Source organism: Microbacterium lacus (assembly GCF_002812805.1).
GTDB classification, from domain to species: domain Bacteria; phylum Actinomycetota; class Actinomycetes; order Actinomycetales; family Microbacteriaceae; genus Microbacterium; species Microbacterium lacus_A.
This window is the reverse complement of record NZ_NMUM01000037.1, coordinates 70,650-91,578: the sequence shown is the minus strand read 5'-3', so window position 1 is coordinate 91,578 and position 20,929 is coordinate 70,650. Positions and strand designations below refer to the sequence as shown.

Here is a 20,929-nt window from a genome sequence, read left to right as displayed (position 1 = left end):
GGTGGCGTCCGGCAAGGTGGTGTACGGATCGGGTGACCGTGTCGCTGCGGACGTAGCGACGGTCACCGCGTGATCCTTCGAGAGAACTCTTCACATCCATCTCGAAAGGACCCCGACGATGACCGTCTCACCCCACGATATCGACCCTGCCCGCTTCCTCGAAGACCACCTCGCGCAGGCGTCTCCCGATCTGCTGCGGGAGATGCTCGGCACGTTCATCAACCAGCTGCTATCCGCGGACGCGGACCAGATCTGCGGCGCCGCTTACGGCACGATCAGCGACGACAGGGTGAACCGTCGCAACGGTTACCGCCACCGCGACTTCGACACCCGCGCCGGGACCATCGACGTGAAGATCCCCAAGCTCCGGCAGGGCACCTACTTCCCGGAGTGGCTGCTGGAACGCCGCCGCCGCGCGGAGGCCGCACTGACCACCGTGGTCGCGACCAGCTACCTCCTCGGCGTGTCCACCCGTCGGATGGATGACCTGGTGAAGACCCTCGGGATCACCGGGCTGTCGAAGTCGCAGGTGTCGGAGATGGCGCGCGACCTTGACGAGCAGGTGACCGCGTTCCGCACCCGGCCGTTGGACGCCGGCCCGTACTCGTTCGTCGCCGCCGACGCGCTCACCATGAAGGTCCGCGAGGGCGGCCGGGTCGTGAAGGTCGCGGTGCTGGTCGCGACCGGCGTGAACGCCGACGGCTACCGCGAGATCCTCGGTCTGCAAGTCAACTCGACCGAAGACGGCGCCGGCTGGCTGACGTTCTGGCGCGACCTCGTCGCGAGAGGCCTGACCGGCGTGAAGCTCGTCACGTCCGACGCACACGCAGGTCTGGTCGCAGCGATCGGCGCGACCGTCGGCGGGTCCTGGCAGAGGTGCAGAACCCACTACGCGGCGAACCTGATGAGCGTGACCCCAAAGTCCTCGTGGCCATGGGTGAAGACCCTGCTGGGCACGGTTTTCGACCAGCCCGACGCGGAGTCCGTGCACGCCCAGTTCGACCGCGTCCTGGACGCGCTCGAGCACAAGCTCCCCAGGTCGTTCGAGCACCTCGAGGCCGCACGTGAGGAGATCCTCGCGTTCACCGCGTTCCCGAAGAGCATCTGGCGGCAGATCTGGTCCAACAATCCGAACGAACGCCTCAACCGGGAGATCCGCCGCCGCACCGACGTCGTGGGCATCTTCCCGAACCGCGACGCGATCATCCGGCTCGTCGGCGCCGTCCTCGCCGAGCAACACGACGAGTGGGCCGAGCAACGCCGCTACCTCGGCCTCGACGCCCTCGCCGCCGCACGCCGCGTCGGCGAACCCACCACAGAGGAGGTGATCGAACCCGACCTTCGGGCCCTCACAGCCTGACCTCGACACGAGGGATCACACGATCACCGATACACCACGTCCCAGGACTTGACCCATGGCTCTTCGGGAATGAAGCGCGCGGTCTCGAGGATTCGGCGCTCACACTCGCCGATCTGGCCCTGAGGCTGCCCATCTATGGCCGCGCGGAGTCGCTGAATCTCGCGACCGCGGCGAGCGTATGCCTCTACGAGAGCGCGTTCGCCCAACGTTCCGGTTCGATTACGAACGGGTGAAGGTCGTGTCAAGGTACTAACGATCAGGCGGTTCTGCTCATATGGTGAGCCGATGGCTGACTCCGGTACGACAACCGCCAAAGCGGGAACTCCCCTCGTCGTTCTGAGCGATGTTCAGAAGCACTACGGCGAATTCCAAGCGCTCACCGACATCAACCTTTCGGTCGACAAGGGCGAGGTCGTCGTTGTCATCGGCCCCTCTGGCTCGGGAAAGTCGACGCTGTGTCGAACGATCAATCGGCTCGAGACCATCACGAGCGGCACGATCACGATCGACGGCAAGGAATTGCCGAAAGAGGGCAAGGGGCTGGCCGAGCTCCGTGCCGACGTCGGCATGGTTTTCCAGTCCTTCAACCTCTTCGCGCACCTTTCGATCCTCGACAACGTCACCCTCGGACCGATCAAGGTCCGCGGGATGAAGAAGGCCGATGCCGAGCGTGAGGCGAAGGTGCTGCTCGACCGCGTCGGCGTCGGGGTCCAGGCATCCAAGCTCCCGGCCCAGCTCAGTGGCGGTCAGCAACAGCGCGTTGCTATCGCCCGCGCGCTCGCCATGAACCCCAAGGTGATGCTGTTCGACGAGCCGACGAGCGCACTCGACCCCGAGATGATCAACGAGGTCCTCGACGTGATGGTCGGGCTCGCGAGCGATGGCATGACGATGATCGTCGTGACGCACGAGATGGGTTTCGCTCGTAAGGCAGCGAACCGCGTCGTCTTCATGGCCGAGGGGCTCATCGTCGAAGAGGCCACCCCCGAGGAATTCTTCACGAACCCCCGCAGCGATCGAGCGAAGGACTTCCTTTCCAAGCTCTTGACCCACTAACCAGTGATTCGCACGACCCGAACGTCGAATACGGAACGTACGACCGATACGAAACCAGGAGGAATCACATGCGAAAGACACGGATTCTCGCAGGAATCGGCCTCACAGCGGCCGCCCTGCTCACCCTCTCCGCTTGTAACAGCGGAACCCCGGGGGCATCACCGGACGAGAGTGGCGACGCCACCGAAGCTCTCTGGGAGGTCGCGACCGACGTCGACCTCGCCGACAGCCCCACCTATGACGCGATGGTCGAGCGCGATGGCGTCATCATCGGCGTCAAGAACGACCAGCCCGGTCTCGGGATCGAAGACCCCGTTTCGGGTGAGCGTTCCGGCTTCGACGTCGACATCGCGCGCTGGATCGCGGCGTCGCTGGGATTCGACGAGGACCAGATCGAGTACGTCACGATCCCGTCGGCCAACCGCGAGCAGGCAATCGTGAACGGCGACATCGACTACTACGTCGGTACCTACTCGATCACCGACAGCCGCATGGAGCAGATCGACTTCGCCGGCCCGTACTTCATCACCGGCCAGGGCCTGCTGGTCGCGGCCGATGACGAAGAGATCAACGGCCCGGAGGACCTGGCGGGCAAGATCGTCTGTTCCGTCACCGGTTCTACGCCGCTCCAGCGCATTCGCGACGAGTACAACCCGGGCGACACCGTCGAGTACGACACGTACTCGCAGTGCGTGGAGCAGCTTGTCGCCGGTTCGGTCGATGCCATCACCACCGACGAGGCGATCCTGGCCGGCTACGTCGCCGAGCGCCCGGACGACCTCAAGATCGCGGGCGAGCCCTTCAGTGAAGAGCGCTACGGCGTCGGCCTGCCCAAGGGCGACACGGCTCTGAAGGACTGGATCAACACGCTGTTCACCGACGGTGGGGATGTCTGGACCGCTCTGTTCGATCAGCACCTGGCGCCCGCCGGGATCAGTGGCGACCAGCCCGCTGTAGACGAGTGATCCCTCGGGGGCGGCGTTCGCGCCGCCCCCGAGTTCCGTTTCGCCCGACCCGAGAGGAGGACTCGTGGGAGTCATCATCGACAATTCCGACCTGTGGGTCGAGACATTGCTCGGAACGCTCGTACTCTTCCTCGCGGGCGGTCTCCTTGCGCTCGTGCTCGGGATCATCGTCGGCGCCATGCGCGTCTCACCGATCCCGATCGCCCGCGGGGTGGGGACCCTCTACGTCAACACGATCCGCAACACGCCTTTGACGCTCGTCTTTTTTGCGTTCGTATTCGCCCTGCCTCCGCTGCTCGGACTTCGCCTGACCTCGGCGGTGTCCTTGACACTCGGCATCTGCGCCCTCGGCGTCTACACGGCCACGTATGTCGCCGAGACGATCCGGTCCGGCATCAACACCGTGCCGATCGGGCAGGCCGAGGCCGCGCGTGCCCTCGGCCTCACCTTCGGCCAGGTCATGTCGCTCGTGGTTCTGCCCCAGGCATTCCGCTCGGTCATTCCGCCGATGATGAGTGTCTTCATCGCGCTTCTGAAGAACACCACGGTCGCCGCCGGGTTCGGCGTGGTCAATCTCGGCTCGCTCCGCAATTACCTGAGCGAGCGCGGCGAGAACCAGCTCATCGTCATCGTGTGGGTCATGGTGATTTTCGTGGCCCTCGTGCTGCTGCTCTCGTGGGCACAGCGATCGCTGGAGAACCGATGGAGGGTCGCGCGATGAGCAGTGTCCTGTACGACGTCCCCGGCCCCCGCGCGATGGCGCGCAACCGTGTGCTCGGGGTATTGACCGTCATCGTGATTGCGGTGATCGTCGGATATTTCGTCTGGCGTCTCATCGACACGGGGCAGTTCACGGCCGAGAAGTGGTCGGCGTTCACGTACGCCAATGTGTGGTTGAACATCGGGGCCGCGACGCTCGCGACCCTGAGCACCTTCGGCGCGGCCGCGGTCGGTGCGATCGTTCTCGGATTCGTCCTGGCGATCGGACGGATGTCCGATCACGCCTGGATCCGCGTTCCTTTCACCGCCGTGGTTGAGTTCCTCCGTGCCGTGCCGGTTCTGATCTTCATGTTCTTGCTGTACTACGGGCTACCGGTCATCGACGTTCGTGTCTCGCCCTACTGGGCGGTCGTCATCGCGCTCGTCGCGTACAACGGCTCCGTGCTTTCCGAGGTGATCCGCGCCGGTGTCGAGTCCCTGCCTCGGGGGCAGAGCGAAGCCGGGTATGCCCTGGGGCTGCGCAAAGCGGGCGTCATGCGTCTCGTTCTGCTCCCGCAGGCGGTCCGCGCCATGATGCCCGTCATCATCGCCCAGCTGGTTGTGACCCTGAAGGACACCGCGCTCGGCTTCATCATCACGTACCCCGAGCTGCTCTTCTATGCCAAGTACCTCGGGTCGCAGCCGTCGCTGGACTCGCCCATCATCCCGTCCACGATCGTGGTCGCGGTCATCTATATCGGGCTCTGCCTGCTGCTGTCGTTCATCGCGACAACGGTGGAGAAGCGCCTGCGACGCTCGCCCGGTGGCGGGGCCGTCGCTGCCGCGAACCCGCCCTTACAGCAGGGCACCGACACCGAGTTGATCGTGGCGCAGGGCGGGGAGCCCCGCGGCCCGGCGCGCTAATCAAGCGGCGGAGCCCAGGCATCCGGCCCCGGTAGACTCGCCTCTCGTGTCTGACACTCCTGAGATCACGCCCGAGGCGGTCGAATCCGCGGCATCGGCGGCCCTCGCAGCCGTTGCCGCCGCGACGAACACCGCAGAGCTCAAGGCCGCGCGCGCCGCGCACGCGGGGGAGGGATCGCCCCTCGCGCAGCTGAACTCCCGCATGCGCGACGTGCCGAAGGAGCAGAAGGCCGAGTTCGGCAAGCTCATGGGTCAGGCCCGTGGGCGCGTCGCGCAGGCGTTCGCCGCTCGCGAGGAAGAGCTGGTTGAGGCCGAGACGGCCGCCCGTCTCGAGGCGGAGCGGATCGACATCACCGCGGTGGCGTCCCGCACGCGCGTGGGCGCGAGGCATCCGCTCACGCTCTTGCAGGACCAGGTCAGCGACATCTTCGTCGGCATGGGGTGGGAGATCGCCGAGGGCCCCGAGCTCGAGCACGAGTGGTTCAACTTCGACGCTCTCAACTTCGACGTTGACCACCCGGCCCGTCAGATGCAGGACACGTTCTTCGTCGATCCCATCGACCGCCACCTCGTGATGCGCACGCACACGAGCCCCGTGCAGGTGCGCTCGATGCTCGAGCGCGACATCCCGATCTACGTGCTCTGCCCGGGTCGGGTCTACCGCACCGACGAGTTCGACTCGACGCATCTGCCGGTCTTCACGCAGTTCGAGGGGCTCGTGATCGACAAGGGCATCACGATGGCGCACCTCAAGGGCACGCTCGACCACGCCGCGCGCGTGCTGTTCGGGCCCGAGGCCAAGACGCGCTTCCGTGCCAACTACTTCCCGTTCACCGAGCCCTCGGCCGAACTGGACCTCTGGCACCCGACCTTCAAGGGCGGCGCGCGTTGGATCGAGTGGGGTGGCTGCGGAATGGTCAACCCCAACGTGCTGCGCGCCGCGGGCATCGACCCCGAGGTGTACTCGGGCTTCGCGTTCGGGATGGGAATCGAGCGGACGCTGATGTTCCGCAGCGACGTGCAGGACATGCGCGACATGGCCGAGGGTGATGTCCGCTTCAGCGAACAGTTCGGGATGGTGGTCTGATGCGCGTTCCGCTGTCATGGTTGCGTGAATACGTCGATGTGCCGACGGATGCTTCGCCCGAAGACGTGCTCGAGGCGCTCGTGCGCGTCGGGTTCGAAGAAGAGGACGTGCACCGGTTCGAGGTGACGGGTCCCGTCGTCGTCGGCGAGGTGCTCTCGTTCGAGGCCGAGCCGCAGTCCAACGGCAAGACGATCCGCTGGTGCCAGGTTCAGGTCGCCCCCGAGGGCGAGACCGCCGCGGATGGCGGGCCGGCCGTGCACGGGATCGTCTGCGGCGCCGGCAACTTCTTCGTCGGCGACAAGGTCGTCGTGACCCTGCCCGGTGCCGTGCTGCCCGGGCCGTTCCCGATCGCCGCGCGCAAGACGTACGGCCATGTGTCTGACGGAATGATCGCCTCGGCGAAGGAGCTGGGCCTCGGCGACGAGCACGCGGGGATCCTGCGCCTGTCCGAACTCGGAATCGACGCGCCCGTCGGCACGGATGCGATCGCGCTTCTCGGACTCGACGACGTCGCGGTCGAGATCAACGTCACGCCCGACCGCGGGTACGCCCTGTCGATGCGCGGTGTTGCGCGCGAGTACTCGCACTCCACCGGCGCGGCGTTCCGCGACCCGGGCCTGCGGCCGTGGGGCGAGGTCCAGCCGGGCTCCGGCTTCGCGGTGGCCGTTGCCGACGACGCCCCGATCCGTGGGCGCGTGGGCGCGTCGGAGTTCGTGGTGCGCGTCGTGCGCGGGGTCGATGCCACGGCCCCCACCCCGCCGTGGATGATCGCGCGCCTGACGCTTGCGGGCATCCGGTCCCTGGGCATCCTGATCGACATCACCAACTACGTCATGCTCGAGCTCGGCAACCCGATTCACGGGTACGACCTCGATGCCCTCTCGGGTGGCATCACCGTGCGCCGGGCGCGCGCAGGCGAGCACCTGACGACGCTCGATGGCAAGGACCGCACGCTCGACGCGGAAGACCTGCTGATCACGGATGACTCGGGACCCATCGGTCTCGCGGGCGTCATGGGCGGCGGCCCGACCGAGATGAGCGACGCGACCCGCAATGTGCTGGTGGAGGCCGCGATCTTCGACACCGTCTCGATCGCACGCACGGCACGTCGGCACAAGCTGCCCTCCGAGGCATCCCGTCGCTTCGAGCGCGGTGTCGATCCGCTGATCCCGTTCGTCGCGGCGCAGCGCGTCGTCGACCTGATGGTCGAGCTCGCGGGAGGCGCGGCCGACTCGCTCGGCGGCGCCCTGTTCACGACCTACCAGCGGCCGGCGATCGCACTGCCGTCCATGTTCGTGTCGGGCGTCATCGGCGTCGACTACGAGCCCGCGCGGGTGCGCGGTGCGCTCGAGATGATCGGATGCGTCGTCGACGACAGCTCCGCGGGCTGGGATGTGACGCCGCCGTCGTGGCGCCCCGACCTGACCGACAAGTGGACCCTGGCGGAAGAGGTCGCCCGCATCGAGGGCTACGACCAGATCCCCTCGGTGCTGCCGACCCCGCCGTCGGGTCGCGGGCTGACCGAGGCGCAGCAGGGCCGACGTCGTGTTGCCAACGCGCTCGCCGCGGCGGGCTTCGTCGAGACGCCGTCGTTCCCCTTCACGACCGAGGCCCTGAATGACCTGCACGGTTCGGTCTCGGGTGAGCACCTGCCGAGCATCAAGCTCGCGAACCCGCTCGACGGCCAGGCGCCGTTCCTGCGCCGTTCGCTGATTCCGGCACTGTTGCAGGCGGCGCACCGCAACCTCTCGCGCGGGCTCACGGATCTGGCGATCTTCGAGACCGGCAGCGTGTTCTTGCCGGAGCCCGGGGTCGAGTACGGCACGTCGTTCGTTCCGCCGCTGGCCGAACGGCCGAGCGACGAGGTCCTGGCCGAGCTGAACGCGTCGATCCCGCCGCAGCCGCGACACGTCGCCGTGCTGCTCACGGGAAACCTGGCCCCCAAGCAGCCGGGCCGCGCGGCCGAGCCCGCCGACCTCGGTGCGGCGCTCGACGCCGTGCGCGTCATCGCGGCCTCCGCGGGAGTATCGGTCGACGTCGCACAGGGCGCTCGGGCGGCGCTGCACCCGGGCCGAACCGGTGTGCTCTCGGTAGGCGGACCTGATCAGACGCGTGTCGAGGTCGGCTACGTCGGCGAACTGCTGCCGGCGGTGGCCGAGGCATCCGATCTTCCGGGTCGCGTGATCGTCGCCGAGCTGAACCTCGACCTGCTGCTCTCGCTCGTGTCGTCGCGTGTCGTCGCGGCGTCGCTGTCGGGTTTTCCCGCCGCGACGCAGGATGTCTCGCTCGTCGTGGATGCGGACGTTCCCGCCGCCGAGGTGCGCGCCGCGCTCGAGTTCGGTGCGGGCGAGCTGCTCGAATCCGCTCGACTGGTCGATGACTATCGCGGCACGGGTGTGCCCGAAGGGTCCAAGAGCCTGACGTTTGCGCTGCGCTTCCGCGCCCCGGATCGGACGCTCACGGCGGCCGAGGCGACGGATGCCAAGCTCGCGGGAGTCGCAGTCGCGGCCGAGCGCTTCAGCGCCACGATCCGGGACTGACACCCGGCGGGACCCCCTGCGGGGCGGCCAGGTCTGGTCAGCGCGAGGGCCAGTGCCAGGCCGGGACATCGAGCATGCCCTGGCCCTCGATTCGTGTGCCGTAGCCCGTCGACTCGAGCCGCACGATGTCGGCGCCGGAGTTCGCGAGCGCCGTGGCGAGCCGGTCGGCGTGCGTCACGACGATGATCTGGCTCTCGTCCGATGCCGCGTTGATCAGCGCCCCGAGCGGATCGAGCAGGTCAGGATGCAGGCTCGACTCCGGCTCGTTCAGCACCAGGAGGGGGGCGGGTCGGGCCGGCAGCAGGGCCGCGCACAGCAGCAGGTAGCGGAGCGTGCCGTCCGACAGTTCGGTCGTCTCGAGCGGTCGTAATAAGCCCGGCTGGTGCATCAGCAGGCGAAAGAGGCCGCCGGATGCCGCCACCTCGACGTGTCCGCCGGGAAACGCCCGAGCCACCTCGCGTGCGAGGGCATCGCCGTATCCGGCATCCTGAATCGTCGCCCAGACGGCTGCGAGGTTCTCGCCTCCGTGGGCGAGGGTCTGCGTGCGTGTGCCGACCCGCGGATGCCGCGCGGGGGAATCCCGGTCCGTCCGGAAGTGGTCGTAGAAGCGCCAGGCTCGCAGCATTCTTCGCACCGATAGCGTCTCGGGCGCGGCGTCGCCGTCGCCGAGGTCGGTGAGGATGCTCTCGAAGGGTGCCAGCCGCTGCTCGGCGTCGACCCATCCGTCGCGGCGCACGCGCACAGCGGCGCGGGTGCGGTCGACGAGAGTCGTGGCTGGTCGCGCGACGGCGCCGGCGAAGATCTGCTCGCGCTTGATCTCGGCATCGCGGGCGAAGACGCTCAGCTTGTCGGTCTGGGGGAGTCCGTAGTCGACGAGATAGCCCAGGTCGTCGGTCGCCACCCCCAGGCGGAGCGAGATGGGTCCGCGCCGCACCGTCCCCTGCGCTCCCGCGCCGCCGGGGGTCTCGGGACCCGCCCACAGTGCGGAGTCGAGCCCGCCCTCCTCGGCGATCGCGCCGATGGCGTCCCCCGAGGCGCCCGCGGCGAGCAGCCGCAGCGCCCGGTACAGGCTCGACTTGCCCGTCCCGTTCGCTCCGGTCACGACGGTCAAGCGCCCGAGGGGCAGGACCAGGTCGACGAGCGATCGGTATCCGGCGACAGCCACGGTCTGGATCACGCGTTCCAGTCTGCCCGCGGCATCCGACGTCGCCACCACCGCCCTCCTGTCCCCGACCCCGACACGGGACCGGGCCGGCAGGGGCGTCCGCCCGTGGCGGAACGGGGTGCGCGGCGGCTGCGTGGTCTGCTGGGATGGCGGGATGACCGACGTTTCTGATTCTCGGCGGCACCGGATGGCTGAGCGGAGCGATCGCGCGACGGTGGACGGATGCCGGGGCCGCCGTGACCTGCCTGGCCCGTGGAACGCGACCCGCACCGGACGGCACAGAGCTGATCGCAGCGGATCGGTCAGAGCCGGGTGCCTATGACGACGTGGTCGGGCGTGACTGGGACGAGGTCGTGGACATTTCTTCGGATACCGACCACGTCGCGGCGGCCCTGGCGGCTCTGGCGCCCCAGGTTCGGCACTGGACGTACGTCTCGTCGGTGTCGGCCTACGCGGGCAACGACGAGATCGGCGCGGACGAGGGCGCACCACTCAGTCAACCCGCTGTACCGGGCACGCCCGACGACGAGTACGACTACTCCCGTGCGAAGGCCGCGGCTGAGGCATCCGTCCGTTCGGACATCGGCGACCGCGCCGCGATCGTGCGTCCCGGACTGATCGTCGGCCCGGGCGATCCCACCGACCGCTTCGGGTATTGGGTCGGGCGCTTCGCTCTCGCCGGCGCCGACCCGGTGCTCGCTCCGCCTCTCGAGTCCGCACGGGCGCAGGTGATAGACGTCGACGACCTAGCTGCCTTCATCGTCGAACGCGGGGCAGACGGCTGGCGCGGCACGGCAAACGCGGTGGGAGATTCGATGCCGCTCGGCGAGATGCTCTCGCTGGCCCGTGCTGTCGCCGGGCACACGGGCCCGCTCGTCGAGGCTGACGGGGAGCGGTTGACCGCACGGGATGTGGCGCCCTGGATGGGGCCGCGTTCGCTGCCGCTCTGGCTACCTCCCGGCATGCCCGGCTTCATGACGCGCTCGAATGCCGTGTACCGCGCCGCGGGCGGTCGGCTGCGAGGCATCCGTGACACCCTCGAGCGCGCTCTCGCGGACGAGCGGATGCGCGGGCTCGACCGCGAACGGAAGGCCGGTCTCTCCCGCCCCGACGAACTCGAGCTCCTCGCCGCGCTGGCGCGCTGACGCGCGGTACCCAAGACCGGCGGAGGTCGGAGATCCGGCCGCGGTCGGAGCCGCGCGCCGGTGTGCATCCGACGGTCGCCAGATCTCCGACGCTCAATGACTCAAGCCGCGCTCGGATTTGCGGATGCCGCGGCCCGGCGGCTACTGTCGGCCCATGCCTTCGGCCGCCACCAACCTCGAGACGCTCCCCGTGAGCTCCGCTGGTGTGCGCCGACGTCTGGACGGACGCCGACTCTAGGCGACCCCGCGCTCCCCGCCCCGGTGGGTCGAGCGAACGGTGTCGCCGTCTGTAAACAGCGCGTTGTACCGCATCCTGCCCGTCGGGCAGGGGCGCACCGTCCCAGACTCTAAGGTTGAAACCATGCCCTATCAGGTCGCCGTCTCCGGCGCCTCCGGCTATGCCGGCGGCGAATTGCTGCGCCTCTTGGCGGCGCATCCGGATGTCGAAATCCGCACCGTGACCGCACACTCCAACGCGGGCCAGCCCCTCGTCGCGCACCAGCCGCACCTGCGCTCGCTCGCGCACCTCACGCTGCAGGACACGACGCCCGAGACGCTCGCCGGTCACGACATCGTCTTCCTTGCCCTGCCGCACGGCCAGTCGGGACAGTACACCGAGGCGCTCGCCGACACCCCGCTCGTCATCGACTGCGGGGCCGACCATCGGCTCGAGTCCGTCAGCGCGTGGGACCACTTCTACGGCGGCGACTTCCATGAAGCCTGGACCTACGGCGTTCCCGAGCTGCCCGTCGATGGTGGCACGCAGCGGGACCGGCTCGTCGGCGCGACGCGGATCGCGGCGCCCGGATGCAACGCCTCGACCGTGAGCCTCAGCCTCGCACCGGGGGTCGCGGCCGGAGTGATCGATCCGTCCGACGTCGTCGCGATGCTCGCCGTCGGGCCGAGCGGCGCAGGCAAGAGCCTCAAGACCAACCTGCTCGCGAGTGAGATCCTGGGCTCCGCCAACCCGTATGCGGTGGGCGGCACGCACCGGCACATTCCCGAGATACGGCAGGCGCTCGCCGCGGCGCGGTCGGCGGGAGCGGTCGCTTCGACAAGCTCAGTGGCGGCCGGGGCGGTCACTTCGACAAGCTCAGTGGCCGAGGCATTGGCGACTGAGCACGCGGACGAGGGCATTCGCATCTCGTTCACCCCGGTCATCGTGCCGATGGCGCGGGGCATCCTCGCGACGAGCTCGGCCCCGATCGTGCCCGGCGCGTCCGACGCAGACATTCGGGGCGCCTGGGAGGCGGCGTACGGCGACGAGACGTTCGTCCAGCTCCTCCCCGCGGGTGAGTTCCCCCGCACGGCCGACGTGCTCGGCGCCAACACCGCTCTGATGGGTATCGCGATCGACCGGGCCGCGAACCGGGTCGTCGTCGTCACGGCGCTCGACAATCTGGTCAAGGGCACCGCGGGCGCCGCGATCCAATCGATGAACATCGCCCTCGGCCTTCCCGAGGCCACGGGCCTGAGCGTGAACGGAGTGGCACCGTGAGCGCACCCATCCGCCCGATGTCCCACCTTTTCACCCTTCCGGGGTGCCATGCGGTGAAAAGTCGGGACATGCAGGAACAAATGAACGGAGTGGCACCGTGAGCGTGACCGCACCCCAGGGGTTCGAGGCGGCCGGCGTTGCTGCGGGGCTGAAATCGACGGGCAAGCAGGATGTCGCGGTCGTCGTCAACCGCGGGCCCCTCAAGGTCGGCGCGGCCGTGTTCACGAGCAACCGCGCCAAGGCCAACCCGATCCTCTGGTCCGAACAGGCGGTGAAGGACGGCGTCGTCGAGGCGATCGTCCTGAACTCGGGCGGGGCGAACTGCTTTACGGGCAGCTTCGGTTTCCAGACGACGCACCAGACGGCCGAGAAAGCCGGTGAGTTGCTCGACGTCAGCTCGGGCGACATCCTGATCTGCTCGACCGGACTGATCGGCACGGGCGACGAGGTCTTCCGCGCCAAGGTTCTCGACGGCACCGAGAAGGCGATTGCCGCGCTCACCGCGGACGGCGGGGAAGACGCATCCCTCGCCATCATGACGACGGATTCGCACCCGAAGCGGACCGTCGTTCAGGGTGACGGTTGGTCGATCGGTGGGATGGCGAAGGGTGCCGGGATGCTCGCGCCGGGACTTGCGACGATGCTCGTCGTGATCACGACCGATGCCGTCCTCACCTCGGCGCAGGCCGATGCGCACCTGCGTGCCGTAACCCGGGTGAGCTTCGATCGGCTCGACTCGGACGGCTGCATGTCGACCAACGACCAGGTCACCCTCATGGTGAGCGGCGCCTCGGGTGTCACGCCCGACCCGGATGCCTTCACACAGGCGCTGCGCGAGGTGTGCACGAACCTCGCGACCCAGTTGCAGGGTGACGCCGAGGGAGCGAGCCACGACATCACGATCGAGGTCACCGGCGCCGCATCCGAAGACGACGCCGTCGAGGTCGGCCGCTCCGTCGCACGCAACAACCTCTTCAAGGCGGCGATCTTCGGCAACGACCCGAACTGGGGCCGGGTTCTCGCGGCGATCGGCACGACGGACGCCGCGTTCGATCCGTACGACGTCGATGTGAGCATGAACGGCGTCCGCGTCTGCAGCCAGGGCGGCCCCGACCGCCCGCGGGAAGAGGTCGATCTGACCCCGCGTGCGACGCATGTCCTGATCGACCTCAAGTCCGGGGCCGCCGAGGCCACGATCTGGACCAACGACCTGACGCACGACTACGTCCACGAGAACAGCGCGTACAGCTCATGAGCGATACGACGAGCACGACCGACATCCAAGACACCAGCCCCGAAGAGGCTGCCGCCAAGGCGGGCGTGCTGATCGAGTCGCTGCCGTGGCTGAAGCGCTTCCGCGACCAGATCATCGTGATCAAATACGGCGGCAACGCCATGATCTCGGAAGAACTGCAGGAGAGCTTCGCGGAAGACATCGCGTATCTGCGCTTCGTCGGGGTCAAACCGGTCGTCGTGCACGGCGGGGGCCCGCAGATCTCGGCGATGCTCGACCGGCTCGCGATCCCGAGCGAATTCAAGGGCGGCTACCGCGTGACCAACACCGACGCGATCTCGGTCGTGCGGATGGTTCTGACCGGCCAGATCAACCCCCAGCTCGTGGGTCGTATCAACGCGCACGGCCCGTTCGCGAGCGGGCTGAGCGGCGAGGACGCGGGCCTGTTCGGCGGGCGTCGCCGCGGTGTGACGATCGACGGCGTCGAACACGATCTCGGTAACGTCGGCGATGTCGTCGAGGTCGATCCGACGGCCATCCACGATCACCTCGAGGCGGGACGCATCCCGGTGGTATCCAGCATCGCGCCGGACCTTGACCGCCCCGGCCAGTCGCTCAACGTCAACGCGGATGCCGCGGCATCCGCTCTCGCGGTCGCTCTCGGTGCGACCAAGCTCATCGTCCTGACGGACGTACCGGGGCTGTACGCGAACTGGCCGAACCGCGACTCGCTCGTCTCGCACCTGACCTCGTCGCGCCTGCGAGACATGATGCCGACGCTCGAGTCGGGCATGATCCCCAAGATGCAGGCGTGCCTCGACGCGGTCGAGGGCGGCGTCGACACGGCGGCGATCATCGACGGTCGTGTGCCGCATTCGGTGCTGGTCGAAGTTTTCACACACAAAGGAATCGGAACAGAGGTGGTGGCGGGATGAGTTGGCAGGATGACGCGGGCAAGGACCTGGTTCGCAGCTTCGGCGATCGGCTCGCGCTGTTCGTCCGCGGCGAGGGCTGTGCGCTGTGGGATGACTCCGGTCGCCGTTACCTCGACTTCCTGGCCGGCATCGCGGTCAATTCGCTGGGGCACGCGCATCCGGTGTTCGTCGACGCGATCACGGTGCAGGCGTCGACCCTCGCGCACGTCTCGAACTACTTCGCGACACCGCCGCAGCTTGCGCTCGCCGCGCGTCTGAAGCGGCTCGCCGCGACGGGCGAGAGCGGGCGCGTGTACTTCGGCAACTCGGGCGCCGAAGCCAACGAGGCGGCGTTCAAGCTCGCCCGCTTGCACGGCAAGAAGACGGGCCTGACCCGCATCCTGACGCTCGAGAACGCGTTCCACGGGCGCACGATGGGCACGCTCGCCATGACCGGCAAGCCCGCCATGCAGGCCGACTTCCTACCCATGGTGCCGGGTGTCGACCACCTTCCTGCCACGATCGAAGCGCTGACGGATGCCTTCGCCGCGGGTGATGTTGCGGCCCTGGTCGTGGAGCCCATCCAGGGCGAGGCCGGCGTCGTCGAACTGCCCGAGGGGTACCTGCGCGCGGCTCGCGAACTGACCGAGAAGCACGGTGCGCTGCTGATCATCGACGAGATCCAGACCGGTGCCGGTCGCACCGGGCGCTGGTTCGGATTTCAGCACGAAGGCATCACGCCCGATGCGATCACGGTCGCGAAGGGCATCGGCGGCGGATTCCCGATCGGGGCTCTCATCACGTTCGGCGCGGCCAGCGACCTCTTCTACCCGGGCACGCACGGCTCGACCTTCGGCGGCAACGCCCTCGGTACGGCGGTCGCAGGCGCGGTCCTCGGCGAGATCGAGCGCGCCGGACTCGTCGAGAACGCGGCGGCCCGGGGCGCGGAACTGCGCGCCGGCGTCGAGGCGTTCGGCTCACCCCTGATCGCCGGGACCCGCGGCCAGGGCCTGCTGATCGGCGTGGCGTTGACGCATCCGGTCGCGAAGGCCGTTGTCGCGGCGGCACAAGAGCACGGCCTGATCGTCAACGCCGCGAACGATGACACGATCCGCCTCGCGCCGCCCCTGACGATCGGCGATGCCGAGGTGGCGGAGTTCTTCGAACTCTTCGCCGCATCCCTCTCGACCGTCGCGGACGCACTGCTGATCGAGACATCCGAATCCACATCCACGCCCGAACCTACGGAGGTTCCCGCATGACCCGCCACTTCCTGCGCGACGACGACATCACCGCGGCCGAGCAGGCCGAGATCCTCGATCTTGCGATCGAGCTGAAGAAGGATCGCTGGGCCCAGAAGCCGCTCGCCGGGCCCCAGACCGTCGCGGTGATCTTCGACAAGTCCTCGACCCGCACGCGCGTTTCGTTCGCCGTCGGCATTGCCGACCTCGGGGGAACGCCGCTCATCATCTCGACCGCGAACAGTCAGCTCGGAGGCAAAGAGACCCCCGCCGACACGGCGCGCGTGCTCGAGCGTCAGGTCGCGGCGATCGTCTGGCGCACATATGCGCAGGCGGGGCTGGAACAGATGGCCCAGGACACGCGGGTGCCCGTCGTCAACGCGCTGTCCGACGACTTTCACCCCTGCCAGTTGCTCGCGGATCTGCTGACGATCCGCGAACACAAGGGTGCGCTGAAGGGGCTGACGCTGACGTTCTTCGGCGACGGCATGAGCAACATGGCCCACTCGTACGTGCTGGCCTGTGCGACGGCCGGAATGCACGTGCGCGTCGCATCGCCCGAGGACTACTCGCCCCGCGAGGACGTCGTCGCCGATGCGGATCGCATCGCGGCGACAACCGGCGGTTCGGTCACGCTCTACACCGATCCGGTCGAGGCCGCGGCCGGGGCAGACGTCATCGTGACCGACACCTGGGTGTCGATGGGTAAGGAAGAGGAGAAGATCGCACGCCTGCGGGATCTCGGCGCCTACAAGGTGACCGAAGAGACCATGGCGCTCGCGAAGCCGGATGCGATCTTCATCCACTGCCTGCCCGCCGACCGCGGGTACGAGGTCGACGCGAACGTCATAGATGGCCCTCAATCGGTCGTCTGGGACGAGGCCGAGAACAGGCTCCACGCGCAGAAGGCGCTGCTGGTGTGGCTGTTGCAGCAGGCCTGAGCGGACCCGGTCGTTGAGCGAGCGCAGCGAGTCGAAACGCCCCTGGCTCGCGGACAACTGGCGCAGGCTGAACGGCCCTCGCCGCGTCGCCGGGCTCGACCTCGCGCGCGGTCTGGCCGTGATCGGGATGTTCGCGGCACACCTGTTGTGGATCGATCCGTTCGACCCGACGGATGTGTCGACGTGGACGGATGTCGCGAACGGCCGCTCCTCCATCCTGTTCGCGACGATCGCGGGTGTCTCGATCGCGCTCATCACGGGGGGACGTACCCCCGTGAGTGGCGCGGCACGGGAACGTGCGTCCGCTCGGCTCGCCCTGCGCGCACTGTGCATCTGGGTGATCGGGGTGCTGCTGATCCTGACGCAGGTGCCGGTCTACGTCATCCTTCCCGCGTACGCCATCCTCTTCTTGCTGGCCCTGCCGCTGTTGCGTGCGCGCCCGGCATTCCTGTTCGCACTCGCGGCCGTGCTCGGCCTCGTGATGCCGTGGGTGCAGGCGCTCATCGGGCAGCTGCCGTTCTGGGACACCCAGATCGGGGCCGAGATCGGCCTGCTGCTGGGGCTGAACTATCCGTTCCCGGTGTGGATCGCGTTCATCGTGGCGGGACTCGGCGTCGGGCGCCTCGACCTTCGCTCGCTCGGCACCCAGGCCGCTCTCGTTCTCGTGGGAGCGGGGCTGGCGGTGCTCGCCTACACGCTCGCCGTCGCGTTCCCCGCCGCCCCCGACACGTATTTCGCGCTCGTATGGACCGCCGATGCGCACTCCGACGGGCTGCTGGAGGTGTTCGGGTCCGGGGGCTTCGCGCTCGCGGTGCTGGGACTCTGCCTGCTCCTGACCCGCCCCTGGTGGGCGGGTGCGTGGCTCGGTCCGATCGGATGGCTCACCTTGCCCCTGCGGGCGGTCGGGTCGATGCCGCTCACCGCTTACGTGGGCCAGATCGTCGCCTGGTGGGTTCTGCAGCCGACGCCTGACCCCGGCGAATCGACGCTCGAGGCATTCCGTGACACCGATCCCTTCGTCCCGTTCGTCGTGTGGACGATCGTCGCGTGCACACTCTGGGCGCTGGTGGTGGGGCGCGGGCCGCTCGAGTGGGCGCTCGATCGCGTCTCACGCCTCGCGGGTCGCCGTCGGCGGGGCGCCGGCCAGGCCGTCGATAGGGTGGAGCAGTGAGCAACGACAAGGCGCAGGGCACGAATGAAGGAGCCCTCTGGGGCGCGCGATTCGCGGGTGGACCCTCGCCCGAGCTGGCCGCTCTCAGCCGTTCGACGCACTTCGACTGGGTGCTCGCGCCCTATGACATCGCCGGCTCGAAGGCGCACGCCACCGCGCTCGCCGCGGCCGGATACCTCGAAGCCGAAGAGCTCACGGCCATGCACGCGGCCCTTGACGAACTCGCCGCCGACGTCGCGTCGGGCGCGTTCGTCGCGGCTGATTCGGATGAGGACGTCCACGGCGCGCTCGAGCGCGGGCTGATCGAGCGGGCCGGCGCCGAACTCGGCGGTCGGCTGCGCGCCGGGCGCAGTCGCAACGACCAGATCGCGACGCTCGTGCGGATGTATCTGCTCGACCACGCGACGGTCATCGCCCGAGACATTCTGCGCGTCATCGACGCTCTCGTCTCGCAGGCGGATGCCGCGGGCTCCGCGATCATGCCAGGTCGGACCCACCTGCAGCACGCCCAGCCGATCCTTCTGGCGCACCATCTGCAGGCCCACGCCTGGCCGCTCGTGCGGGACCTCGAGCGCCTGCGCGACTGGCGGGCGCGGGCCGCGGTCTCGCCGTATGGCGGGGGAGCGTTGGCCGGGTCGAGCCTGGGTCTTGACCCGGCGCTCGTCGCCCGTGAACTGGGGCTCGACCGCCCCTCCGAGAACTCGCTCGATGGCACCGCGGCACGCGATGTGGTGGCCGAGTTCTCGTTCATCGCCGCGATGATCGGCATCGACCTGTCCCGTTTCGCGGAAGAGATCATCCTCTGGAACACGCGCGAGTTCGGATTCGTGACGCTCGACGATGCGTATTCGACGGGCTCGAGCATCATGCCGCAGAAGAAGAACCCCGATATCGCCGAGCTCACGCGCGGCAAGGCGGGGCGTCTGATCGGCGACCTGACCGGCCTGCTCGCGACGCTCAAGGGCTTGCCGCTGGCGTACAACCGCGACCTGCAGGAAGACAAAGAACCCGTCTTCGATGCCGTCGTGACTCTCGAGGTGCTTCTTCCCGCGGTCACGGGCATGATCGCGACCCTGCGTTTTGATACCGAGCGGATGGCGCGGCTCGCCCCCGAGGGTTTCTCTCTCGCGACCGACGTGGCCGACTGGCTCGTGCGCCGGCGGGTACCGTTCCGCGACGCGCACGAGATTTCGGGCGCACTGGTTCGCGCCTGCGAGGAGCGCGGGATCGGACTCGAGGATGCTTCGGATGACCTCTTCGCGCAGGTTTCGCCGTTGCTCACCCCCGAGGTGCGTGAGGTCCTTACGATCGAGGGTTCCGTCGCGAGTCGTTCGGGGGTCGGTGGTACCGCGCCCGTGCGGGTGACAGAGCAACGTGCTGAGCTCGTCGCGCGGGCACAGGCGACGAGCCACTCGCTCGGGGTCTGACCTTCGGTCAACCGCTTAGACGAAGGCCCGACGAAATATCTTTCGTAAATAAGCAAAGGGCTTATATCTCTGAGTAATAAGCTATATGCTTATTCCATGCCCATCGCTGTGATCGCCGACATCATCGGATCTCGCCGGCTCGACGACCGCGAGTCCGCTCAACATACGCTCGACGATGCGATCGCCCGGGTGGAAGCGGACTTTCCGCTGGCCCGCCAGCCGTTCCGTCCGACCGCGGGCGACGAGCAGCAGGCCGTCTACGACACGCTCGAGGCTGCGCTCGCCTCGACGCTGCTCCTGCAACTGACGCTCCCGGATGCCGTGGCGTTCCGATTCGGGATGGGGATCGGCGCACTCTCGCCCATCCCGACGGCCGCGGGGGAGATTCCCGAGGGGCCGGCCTGGTGGGCGGCGCGGGAGGCGATCAACACGGTTCACGCGAAGCAGCGCCGCGCCGCGCCGAGCGCACGTGCCTGGGTTGTCGGTGATGCCGACGAGACTGAGGGCATGTCGACATCCGTGCCGCTCGCGAACGCCTACCTGCTGGCGCGTGACCAGATCGTCACGGCGATGTCCGAACGAACGCGTCGCCTGACCTACGGGCGCTGCTTGGATCGGCCCCAGAAGGATCTCGCCCGCAACGAGGGCATCACGCAATCCGCCGTTTCGCAGGCGCTCACCGGAGCGGGAGCGTCGGCGCTCGTCGAAGGATTCCAGTCCCTCACCCGCCGGGCGGCCTCGTGATCCTGACCGGTCTTGTTTTGGTGGCGATCGGGGCTGCCGACCTGGTGCGCGCCTTCACGCGCGTGCGTGCGCGCCGCGCGATCGGGTTTGCCGTGGTGGCGCTCGCGGTCATCGCGGTCGGTATCGTTGCGGCCGCGCCCGTCGCGATCGTGGTCGCCCTCGTCTCCGCCGGGGTCTGGGTTGCGCTCATGCCGCACGCGGGCGGTGGCCGGGCGGGTGCCTGGCCGATGCTGGGACTGCTCGTCATCTGCTTCACCGGCATCCTGGTGGGTGGCCGTCTGCCGGGTAGCGGCGGGGGAGCGCTCGCGACGTTTCCGCTGATCGCCTCGCCGTTCGGGCCGCTGTCCGTCGCCGACATGATCCTGCTCGCGGGCACCGTCGTGTTCTTGCTGGAGTCGGGCAACGTGATCGTGCGTTCGGCTCTCGCACTCGAACGCGTGGTCCAGCCGCCTGAGGCGGGAGCCGGGCGGGATGTCGCGGGCGCGCCGCCGATGCCGCCCCCTCCTCCCGCGGCCCGGGCTTCGGTGCTCAAGGGCGGCAGGCTGATCGGGCCCCTCGAGCGCCTGCTCGTCTTCGCTTTGACGCTCACGGGTGCCTACACCCTGCTCGCGGCCGTCATCGCGGCGAAGGGCATCGTCCGATTCCCCGAGATCTCGCGCGACGGTGAGAACGGCGACCGAGCCGAGTACTTTCTCGTCGGCAGCATGGTCAGCTGGGTGACAGCGCTCGCCGCCGCCCTTCTCGTATGGTGGGTTCTCGGCTCCGTCGGAGCGTGAGCATCTTTCGCACATTCCCGGTCCCGTGCGGGCGCCGCGTGG

The 20,929-nt window shown here is 68.5% G+C and carries 18 protein-coding genes and 1 pseudogene; 18 read left to right on the top strand and 1 reads right to left on the bottom strand.

Going from position 1 to position 20,929, the window contains the following annotated elements:
* Positions 1-118: 118 nt before the first annotated feature.
* The 8 genes and pseudogenes from CGU34_RS13155 to pheT all read left to right on the top strand — a co-directional run bounded on the left by CGU34_RS13155 (position 119) and on the right by pheT (position 8,631).
* A complete protein-coding gene (locus tag CGU34_RS13155; RefSeq protein ID WP_100809640.1) occupies positions 119-1,360 on the top strand; it encodes an IS256 family transposase in 1,242 nt (413 codons plus the stop codon).
* Positions 1,361-1,416: 56 nt separating this feature from the next.
* Positions 1,417-1,593: pseudogene (locus CGU34_RS13150) on the top strand (TrmH family RNA methyltransferase); the annotation flags it as partial.
* 52 nt (positions 1,594-1,645) lie between these two features.
* On the top strand, positions 1,646-2,416 hold the full coding sequence (locus CGU34_RS13145) for an amino acid ABC transporter ATP-binding protein (RefSeq protein WP_100814354.1): 771 nt from the start codon (positions 1,646-1,648) through the stop codon (positions 2,414-2,416).
* A 68-nt stretch (positions 2,417-2,484) separates the two neighbouring features.
* The gene (locus CGU34_RS13140) at positions 2,485-3,381 is read left to right on the top strand and encodes a glutamate ABC transporter substrate-binding protein (protein WP_100814353.1); all 897 of its coding nucleotides are present in this window, start codon (positions 2,485-2,487) and stop codon (positions 3,379-3,381) included.
* A gap of 64 nt (positions 3,382-3,445) precedes the next feature.
* Positions 3,446-4,102, top strand: coding sequence for an amino acid ABC transporter permease (locus tag CGU34_RS13135; RefSeq protein WP_100814352.1), 657 nt, complete (start codon positions 3,446-3,448; stop codon positions 4,100-4,102).
* Positions 4,099-5,004: an amino acid ABC transporter permease gene (locus CGU34_RS13130; RefSeq protein ID WP_100814359.1), complete on the top strand. Its 906-nt coding sequence runs from the start codon at positions 4,099-4,101 to the stop codon at positions 5,002-5,004. Before CGU34_RS13135 ends, CGU34_RS13130 begins: the two co-directional genes overlap by 4 nt.
* A 46-nt stretch (positions 5,005-5,050) precedes the next feature.
* The gene (pheS, locus tag CGU34_RS13125; protein WP_100814351.1) at positions 5,051-6,091 is read left to right on the top strand and encodes a phenylalanine--tRNA ligase subunit alpha; all 1,041 of its coding nucleotides are present in this window, start codon (positions 5,051-5,053) and stop codon (positions 6,089-6,091) included.
* The gene (gene pheT, locus CGU34_RS13120; protein WP_100814350.1) at positions 6,091-8,631 is read left to right on the top strand and encodes a phenylalanine--tRNA ligase subunit beta; all 2,541 of its coding nucleotides are present in this window, start codon (positions 6,091-6,093) and stop codon (positions 8,629-8,631) included. The genes pheS and pheT overlap by 1 nt, the downstream gene beginning before the upstream one ends.
* Positions 8,632-8,668: 37 nt before the next feature.
* Here the strand turns inward: pheT and CGU34_RS13115 are convergent, their stop codons facing one another.
* On the bottom strand, positions 8,669-9,808 hold the full coding sequence (locus CGU34_RS13115) for an AAA family ATPase (RefSeq protein ID WP_036301947.1): 1,140 nt from the start codon (positions 9,806-9,808) through the stop codon (positions 8,669-8,671).
* 155 nt (positions 9,809-9,963) lie between these two features.
* Between CGU34_RS13115 and CGU34_RS13110 the strand changes: the two genes are divergently transcribed.
* From CGU34_RS13110 to CGU34_RS13065, 10 genes are all read left to right on the top strand, one after another.
* On the top strand, positions 9,964-10,941 hold the full coding sequence (locus tag CGU34_RS13110; protein ID WP_100814349.1) for an NAD-dependent epimerase/dehydratase family protein: 978 nt from the start codon (positions 9,964-9,966) through the stop codon (positions 10,939-10,941).
* A 361-nt stretch (positions 10,942-11,302) separates the two neighbouring features.
* On the top strand, positions 11,303-12,439 hold the full coding sequence (locus tag CGU34_RS13105; protein WP_036301905.1) for an N-acetyl-gamma-glutamyl-phosphate reductase: 1,137 nt from the start codon (positions 11,303-11,305) through the stop codon (positions 12,437-12,439).
* Positions 12,440-12,536: 97 nt separating this feature from the next.
* Positions 12,537-13,694 carry a bifunctional glutamate N-acetyltransferase/amino-acid acetyltransferase ArgJ gene (gene argJ / locus CGU34_RS13100; protein WP_100814348.1) on the top strand — a complete coding sequence of 386 codons (1,158 nt, stop codon included), beginning with the start codon at positions 12,537-12,539 and terminating at the stop codon, positions 13,692-13,694.
* Positions 13,691-14,608 carry an acetylglutamate kinase gene (gene argB, locus CGU34_RS13095; RefSeq protein WP_036301908.1) on the top strand — a complete coding sequence of 306 codons (918 nt, stop codon included), beginning with the start codon at positions 13,691-13,693 and terminating at the stop codon, positions 14,606-14,608. Before argJ ends, argB begins: the two co-directional genes overlap by 4 nt.
* On the top strand, positions 14,605-15,849 hold the full coding sequence (locus CGU34_RS13090; RefSeq protein ID WP_036301909.1) for an acetylornithine transaminase: 1,245 nt from the start codon (positions 14,605-14,607) through the stop codon (positions 15,847-15,849). Before argB ends, CGU34_RS13090 begins: the two co-directional genes overlap by 4 nt.
* Positions 15,846-16,769, top strand: coding sequence for an ornithine carbamoyltransferase (gene argF, locus CGU34_RS13085; protein ID WP_036301911.1), 924 nt, complete (start codon positions 15,846-15,848; stop codon positions 16,767-16,769). The genes CGU34_RS13090 and argF overlap by 4 nt, the downstream gene beginning before the upstream one ends.
* A 13-nt stretch (positions 16,770-16,782) precedes the next feature.
* On the top strand, positions 16,783-17,940 hold the full coding sequence (locus CGU34_RS13080) for a heparan-alpha-glucosaminide N-acetyltransferase domain-containing protein (protein ID WP_232711674.1): 1,158 nt from the start codon (positions 16,783-16,785) through the stop codon (positions 17,938-17,940).
* Positions 17,937-19,367, top strand: a complete 1,431-nt coding sequence (gene argH, locus CGU34_RS13075) for an argininosuccinate lyase (RefSeq protein WP_036301913.1) — start codon at positions 17,937-17,939, stop codon at positions 19,365-19,367. Before CGU34_RS13080 ends, argH begins: the two co-directional genes overlap by 4 nt.
* A 96-nt stretch (positions 19,368-19,463) precedes the next feature.
* Positions 19,464-20,111 carry a SatD family protein gene (locus CGU34_RS13070; protein ID WP_036301915.1) on the top strand — a complete coding sequence of 216 codons (648 nt, stop codon included), beginning with the start codon at positions 19,464-19,466 and terminating at the stop codon, positions 20,109-20,111.
* A complete protein-coding gene (locus tag CGU34_RS13065) occupies positions 20,108-20,887 on the top strand; it encodes a hypothetical protein (protein ID WP_036301917.1) in 780 nt (259 codons plus the stop codon). The genes CGU34_RS13070 and CGU34_RS13065 overlap by 4 nt, the downstream gene beginning before the upstream one ends.
* The last annotated feature ends 42 nt before the right edge of the window (positions 20,888-20,929 follow it).